Source organism: Mesorhizobium sp. M5C.F.Ca.IN.020.32.2.1, from assembly GCF_004023105.1.
GTDB lineage: Bacteria > Pseudomonadota > Alphaproteobacteria > Rhizobiales > Rhizobiaceae > Mesorhizobium > Mesorhizobium wenxiniae.
On record NZ_RZSX01001666.1, the window covers coordinates 1 to 458 of the forward strand.

The following is a 458-nucleotide window of genomic DNA, read 5'->3' on the forward strand; positions in this document are numbered from 1 at the left end:
GGGATATAGAGCGCATCGTCGCCGACTACGCCGCCGCCGCCCAGCGCTGCCAGGCCGCCGGCCTCGACGGCATCGAGTTCGAGGCCTATGGCCACCTGATGGACGGCTTCTGGTCGCCCGCCACCAACCAGCGCGACGACGATTTCGGCGGCTCGCTAGACAACCGCTTGCGCTTCACCGGCATGGTGCTCGACGCGGTGCGGGCAGCGGTCGGCGACAAATTCGTCGTCGGCATCCGCATGGTCGCCGACGAGGATTTTGAGAAGGGCCTGTCGAAGCAGGAAGGCGTCGAGATCGCTAGGCGGCTGGCCGGCTCCGGCAAGGTCGATTTCCTCAACATCATCCGCGGCTCGATCGAAACCGATGCCGCGCTGACCAGGGTCATCCCGGTGACCGGCATGCGCTCGTCGCCGCATCTCGGCGACGAGCGCATGCCGGTCACCGGGATGACCCTGGTC

Annotated in this window: 1 pseudogene; it reads left to right on the top strand. The window is 67.2% G+C overall.

What is annotated here, in order from left to right:
* Positions 1-458 (top strand): annotated as a pseudogene (locus tag EOA86_RS38050) (N-methylproline demethylase); the annotation flags it as partial.